The sequence below is a fragment of the Parabacteroides sp. genome (assembly GCF_977054455.1).
In genome coordinates, this window is the sequence record NZ_CDRTCT010000041.1 from 25,039 (window position 1) to 31,517 (window position 6,479).

The 6,479-nt window shown below is 40.1% G+C and carries 4 protein-coding genes and 4 pseudogenes; 5 read left to right on the plus strand and 3 right to left on the minus strand.

What is annotated here, in order from left to right:
* Nucleotides 1–54 precede the first annotated feature (54 nt).
* The 3 pseudogenes from ACW6QF_RS17260 to ACW6QF_RS17270 all read right to left on the minus strand — a co-directional run.
* Nucleotides 55–333, minus strand: a pseudogene (locus tag ACW6QF_RS17260) (hypothetical protein); the annotation flags it as partial.
* Nucleotides 334–686: 353 nt separating this feature from the next.
* Nucleotides 687–1,040: pseudogene (locus ACW6QF_RS17265) on the minus strand (site-specific integrase); the annotation flags it as partial.
* Nucleotides 1,013–1,309 (minus strand): annotated as a pseudogene (locus tag ACW6QF_RS17270) (Arm DNA-binding domain-containing protein); the annotation flags it as partial. The pseudogenes ACW6QF_RS17265 and ACW6QF_RS17270, both read right to left, overlap by 28 nt.
* Before the next feature lie 659 nt (nucleotides 1,310–1,968).
* Between ACW6QF_RS17270 and ACW6QF_RS17275 the strand changes: the two are divergent.
* From ACW6QF_RS17275 to ACW6QF_RS17295, 5 genes and pseudogenes are all read left to right on the plus strand, one after another.
* Entirely contained in the window at nucleotides 1,969–2,307 is a 339-nt protein-coding gene (locus ACW6QF_RS17275; protein ID WP_010535364.1) for a helix-turn-helix domain-containing protein, read from the plus strand.
* Nucleotides 2,300–4,369, plus strand: a complete 2,070-nt coding sequence (locus tag ACW6QF_RS17280) for a toprim domain-containing protein (protein ID WP_456088714.1) — start codon at nucleotides 2,300–2,302, stop codon at nucleotides 4,367–4,369. Before ACW6QF_RS17275 ends, ACW6QF_RS17280 begins: the two co-directional genes overlap by 8 nt.
* Complete coding sequence (locus ACW6QF_RS17285; protein WP_456088715.1) at nucleotides 4,366–4,749, plus strand: helix-turn-helix domain-containing protein; 384 nt, start codon at nucleotides 4,366–4,368, stop codon at nucleotides 4,747–4,749. Before ACW6QF_RS17280 ends, ACW6QF_RS17285 begins: the two co-directional genes overlap by 4 nt.
* Before the next feature lie 255 nt (nucleotides 4,750–5,004).
* Nucleotides 5,005–6,225, plus strand: a complete 1,221-nt coding sequence (locus ACW6QF_RS17290; protein ID WP_456088716.1) for an AAA family ATPase — start codon at nucleotides 5,005–5,007, stop codon at nucleotides 6,223–6,225.
* Nucleotides 6,226–6,228: 3 nt separating this feature from the next.
* Nucleotides 6,229–6,479 (plus strand): annotated as a pseudogene (locus ACW6QF_RS17295) (RloB family protein); the annotation flags it as partial.

Consider the following 6,479-nt stretch of genomic DNA (forward strand, 5'->3'; position numbering starts at 1 on the left):
AACATCTTAAAAATATTTTTTATTTACTTCAAAAGACAAATCACTGCTGGGCACTTAGTCCCAGCTGATTTTCAATTGTTTATAATTCAGTTCTTTGACATTTTTGTAATCGCAATCGGTAAGCATCTCTCTTACAGATGTTTTATCCAGTAGAGAATACATCCTGCGGAATCTCATATTACCCTTTGCGCGTGTAACGAAGTAAGCACCGCCGGTGTGAAGCTTATGTAAACGAGTGAAGTCAACATATCCTTTATCCATGATATAGTAACTTCCCTTTTCATAGTTTAACTCGTCCGGCATATTTACATCATGTACAATTTGCCTTGATTCATTGTTTTTAGCTTTTGGGCGAAGCTAAAACAACTTTTCAATTCAAATCGTCACGCTCCAAAAAGATACATAACTATACGATTATCAAAGATTTCAAAGAACGATGTTTAATTTAAAGTGCCCACTAATAAGGACAAATATAAAGAAAATATAATCCGTAAAACGTAAGCATTCGGTCTACCCCGTATTTTTTGTCCCTCTTTTCTCCGCTACCTTTGCCCCCAAAAAAGTTATGTGGAATCTTAAAGAGTTCGAATCAATCTATTCGCGCTACGAAAGTAGCGGTTTAAAAGTTCGTGATTTCTGTACGAACGAAGTAATCAATGAAGCAAAATAAAGTAGCTTGCTCGTTTCTAAATCGTTACCTGTTTATTAAAAGCATAATGTAATGCATTGATTTTCAATAAAGGACAGAAAGTCGTGTGATTAGCAACATGAAAGGTCAGGTTCTTGTTTATGTTGCAAATGGTTGCAATTTCTTTCAGGTAATCATTAACTTTTTGATTGCTTATAATCGGTAAAATCATCCCGTTTGGTAACTGGTCTTTGTACTTTTCAAGAATGGCTTTGGGTACATCTAGCAGTCGGATGTTAGATGCAACATTGGTTTTGTGGCGTTTGGTCATAATCCAAAGATTGCCATCAAATGCAGTGCGAATGTTTTCTTGGGTAAGTTCGCATACATCAATGTACGAGAGAGCCGTATAACTTTGCCGGAAGTTTCCAGTTCTCTATAAATTTGGTGTACGTGCGAGCGTGTGATTTCTAAGTAGTGGTTCAGTTCCACCGACATACGGTCTTTGCCTTTTGAATTTTCTTTTGCCTGATTCCATAGATTTACGGGACAGCTTCTTTTGATAGAAATATCTACCATACAGCCGTTTACGGTGATTCTCATGCACACGGGTGCTTCTCCGTTCTTTAATAATTTGCCTTTCTTGATGAAGAACAATACAGAAAATGATTTTCGAGCCATTTTTACATCGTTTTTAAAGTTACAAAACTATGTATTCTCTTCCAAAGTAAGCCTATGCAAAACGCTATAAATCAGCGAGAAAGATGCAAATTCGTGGGACTTTTTAGAACTAAATTTTAGTCCCACGATTTATCCACCGATAATATGCTTGAAACGGCTATTTTCTGCTACCTGCCAGAAAAAAGAAATCCCTGATAATATCTGATTATCAGGGATTTGCTTGATTTTTCTTGTTGTTTCAGTGATCCGCCTGGGATTTTCACTTTATGGCTGTATGTGTTTGAAACACAAATGCTTTCTAAACTACTAAAATCGTACCGTAACGATTTAGTAACGATTTCCAAAATGTTGATTTGTCTGCTTATGACACCGTTGTGTCTGCTTAACTTTCCGGGTTCAAAACTACAACTTTCCTTTTAATCTACCAAACTATTTGAGTATTAAATAGATAAAAATATTTTTCCGGTGCAAGGTGCGAGCCTATATATATAAGTATAGGCTTGCACCTTGCACCAGATTCTGACTTGCACTGTACCTCCCTCCCGCTATGCTACATATTCAGATATTGAAAAAAAAGTTATGCCAAGTTGGTAACAAGTTGGCAAATGCTCCGGCACTATTGGATGAACTTTGCAGCAAATTAAAATGATAACTGTAATATGGAAGTAATAACAATGGATAGCAAGGTGTATAAAGACCTTGTCGGGAAAATTCAACGAATTGCCGACTTCGTGGCAAAGGCACAGGTTATGCCCAAAGAGGAAAATGAGGTGTGGCTGGATAGTAATCAGGTGGCGGATGCCTTGAATATAAGTACACGCACATTACAACGATTGAGAAACGAAAACCTGATAAGTTACTCTATGCTGAGAGGGCGGTGTCTTTATAAACTTTCGGAAATAGAACGGGGACTGAATGAACGCATCATCAAATGCAAACCACAGGATAGGGAGAATTTTCGGAGGAATTATTTCTTGAATGATAACGAGAATGAATAAAGAGGATATTCTTCTGCTAACGGATAAGGGGTTGGCGGTTTTCAAGTATTATATCCCTTTCTCTTTTAAACTCGGACGTAATTTCTTAAATCCGCTGTACAAAGATAGCAAGGCTTCGTGTAATGTGTATTTTGACCGGAGAAACGGAATGTACAAAATGAAGGATTTTGGAAATGATGATTATTCGGGGGACTGTTTTGCGTTGGTCGGCAAGCTAAACGGACTGAATTGTAAAGAACCTAAAGACTTTGTGCAAATACTGGCTATCATTGATCGGGATATGCACTTGGGCTTATCTGACAAGTCCGAAATGAGAATTTCCTCTACTACATCTGTTCCGGTGATTGCGGAAGTTACACATGTACCGAAAAGGAAGAAAGCAAGGCCTTATACGTTGGCGCAAAAGAGCTTTACGGCTGCGGAACTTGCCTTTTGGGGAGAAAGTGGTATCACGCAAGAGGTGCTGAAATTGTTCCGGGTGGTTTCGTTGAAGAAGTTCAGCAGCGAGAATAACGAAGGGAAACCGTTCAGCATTGTGGCGACGGATAAAGAACCGGTATTCGGATATACTGCAAAGCAATATGTGAAGGTGTACCGCCCGCACTCGGAGATGCGCTTTTTATATGCGGGGGATTTTGGGGAGAATTACTGCTTTGGGCTGGAACAGTTGCCTGCTAAGGGGGATTTGCTCTTTATTACAGGCGGTGAGAAGGACGTGATGAGCCTGACGGTTCATGGGTTCCATGCTATCTGCTTCAATTCGGAAACGGTGACTATTCCCGTGGGGATTATTCATAGACTCTCTTTCCGGTTCAAACATATTGTCCTGCTCTATGATGTGGATAAGGCGGGGCTGGACAGTTCGGCAAAACAAGAACTGGCGTTGAAGAACTACGGGGTGAAACGATTGTTGCTGCCACTGGAGGGAACGAAGGTGGAAAAAGATATTTCGGACTTTTTCCGTTTGGGAAACGGTCGGGAGGATTTGATTAAACTATTTCTGGATTATCTGGATACAATATACAGCGAAACTATGTCTGCTCTGAAATCTTGTGAGGTGGATTTTAATAATCCGCCACCCGTGGCACAAATGGTTGTGTCGGTGAATGATGTGCCGTTAGGCACGCAAGGGAATATCCTCTGTATTACCGGTGGTGAGGGAACCGGAAAAAGTAATTATGTGACGGCATTGATAGCCGGTGCCATCGGACAATCCGACAATAATAAGGATAAGGTGATGGATACGTTGGGGGTGTCGGTTTGTGAAAACAGCAAGCGGAAGGCGATTCTGTTCTATGATACGGAACAGTCGGAGGTGCAGACGTACAAGAACATTACAAACCTTTTAAGGCGTTGCGGACGGGAAACGATGCCGGAATACCTGAAAGCGTATTGTCTGACGGGAATGAGCCGGAAAGAACGCTTGCAGGCGATTATCCAAAGCATGGATAAGTTTCATTATCAGTTCCGAGGGATTCACATGGTGGTGATCGACGGGATTGCGGACTTGATAAAGGGTGCGAATGATGAAACGGAAAGTATTGCCGTGGTGGAGGAATTGTACCGGCTGGCGGGGATTTACAATACTTGTATCGTTACTATCCTGCATTTTATTCCTTCGGGGCTGAAGTTGCGCGGGCATCTGGGTAGTGAGTTGCAACGAAAGGCGGCGGCTATCCTCTCGATAGAGAAAGATACTGATCCGTCGGTGTCGGTGGTGAAGGCGCTGAAGGTGCGTGACGGTAGCCCGCTGGATGTGCCTATCATGCAGTTTGCATGGGATAAGGATGCCGGGATGCACGTGTATCTGGGGGAAAAGCCGAAAGAGGAAAAGGAGAAGCGGAAAGAGGATGAACTCGTGGCGGTGGCACGGGATATTTTCGGACGACAGGACTTTATTACTTATGTGGATTTAGCGGAACAGATTCAAGCGATACTGGACGTGAAGGAACGCACGGCGAAAAGTTATATCAAGTTCATGCGGGAAAAGGAAATCATACGGAAAGACCCGTCGAACCAGAGTTATTATATCATCGGGAACTTAAAACAGGCGGGCTTATGATACCATTGGATAAAGAAACATTCGAGGCGTATATGGAACGGTTACTCGAACAAGTGGAAAGGGTTGTAGGCGCACTGGACAAGAAGAACAAGAAGCCGCAAAATTACCTGAACGGGGAACGGCTGTACGATAACCAGGACGTTTGCCTGTTGCTGAACATCAGCAAACGGACGTTACAACGGTATAGGGATAATGGACTGAAATATCACACGATCCTGCATAAGACGTATTATAGGGAGAAGGACTTGCACGAGTTTGTACGGAGGTATTTCGATGGAGAGAATGTAGGGAAAGGTAAAACGAAGGAATGTAAAGAAAATGAACGTACAGAGGATGGTATGCTATGCGATGAAGAGAACGAGCCTACAGAAGATATTTAGATTGTTATAATTTCCATTTAAGCAGATTTAGCCGATAACCTGACGTTGTGTGTGTATCCCGTACTGTCGTGATGATAGGACGGGATATTTTTTCAAAGTTTTGGCAGTAACAGGTAAATACTGCCGAAAATTTGAAAATGAAAGTAGGAATACATGTTATTAGGCATAAAATAATATAATTCATCTGACTGGTGTCCTTTTTGAAAAAAATAAAAGCTATATTTGTGATAAATTCTCGAATAAAGCAATTAAAATATGGTTATTCAATTTACAATAGGAAATTTTCTATCTTTCAAAGAACAATCTACATTGTCATTAGCGGCGTCGGCTTTGAAAGAAGTACAGGTTCCGGCTGAAGATATAATTTTTAGTGTAGGGACTGCCGGATTATCGTTAATGAAGAGTGCAGTTGTTTACGGTGCCAATGCATCCGGTAAATCCAATTTCATTAAGGCTTTTGAGTTCTTTAAATGGTATGTGATAAATTCATCAAAGGATATTCAAGCAGGAGAACGTGTCAATATAGAAAGTTTTCGGTTAAATTCGCTTACTGCGGGTGAACCTAGTTATTTTGAAGCCATATTCTGTGATGAAGATAATCAATATCGTTATGGATTTGAAGCTGATAATTCTTTGGTACATTCGGAATGGCTCTATCAAAAAGCTAATAAAAAGAGAGCTAAGGAGGTGGAACTATTCTACCGGGAAAAAGATAGCTTCGATATTCATACCAAGTTTGTCGTTGGTAAAGAGCTTGCAGGTAAACGAATGGTGAGAGCGAATGCATTATTGCTTTCTGTTGCGGCACAATTTAATGATCCGACAGCAGTGGAGATAATGAAATGGTTGAATGATACCACTATTATTTCTGGTTCTAATGATGAGAAGATATGGAATACCGCCACCATCCAACTGGATGACATCAAAATGAAACAGAGAATTGTAGAGTTTTCACGCTATGCTGATTTAGGTATTGAGAATATTGAAAAAATTGATAATACTATTGTCAGTACGCATACGCAGTATGATGATGAAGGTAATGAAGTCAAAGCTGTTACTTTCCCATTCAGGAAAAATGAATCGGAAGGTACAATAAAGTATTTTTCTTTAGCATATCCTATTATTGATGCTTTGGATAATGGAAAGCGTCTGATTATAGATGAATTTGATTCTAAGATGCATCCACTTCTTACGTGTAGAATTATTGCCTTGTTTAATTCAAAAGAAACAAATCCGAAAAATGCTCAATTGATTTTCACTACTCACGATACTAATTTGTTGAGTGCTAATATATTCCGACGGGATCAGATTTGGTTCACACAAAAAGACCGTTATGGGGCAACCGAACTTTATTCATTAGCAGAGTATAAAGTTCGTAATGATGCTTCGTTTGAAAAAGATTACTTATCCGGAAAGTACGGAGCTATTCCAATTGTCGAAGATTTAACCCGTTTGTTTAATACGCAAGAAAAATAAACTATGGCGGCTACAAAAAGGAAAAATATAAATCCGCGTATCGAAAGAAAAATAACCCGTATTAGTGGTGTGCGTGAAGTGAAACAAACATTTCTGATTATTTGTGAAGGGGTTAATACTGAGCCGGACTATTTTAATGCTTTCCGCTTGACTTCTGCCAATGTGAAAGCTATCGGTCAAGGCATGGGAACATTAGCATTAGTACAGAAAGCTATCAATATAAAAGAGCAGGAAAGGCAAAAAGGAAGGACATA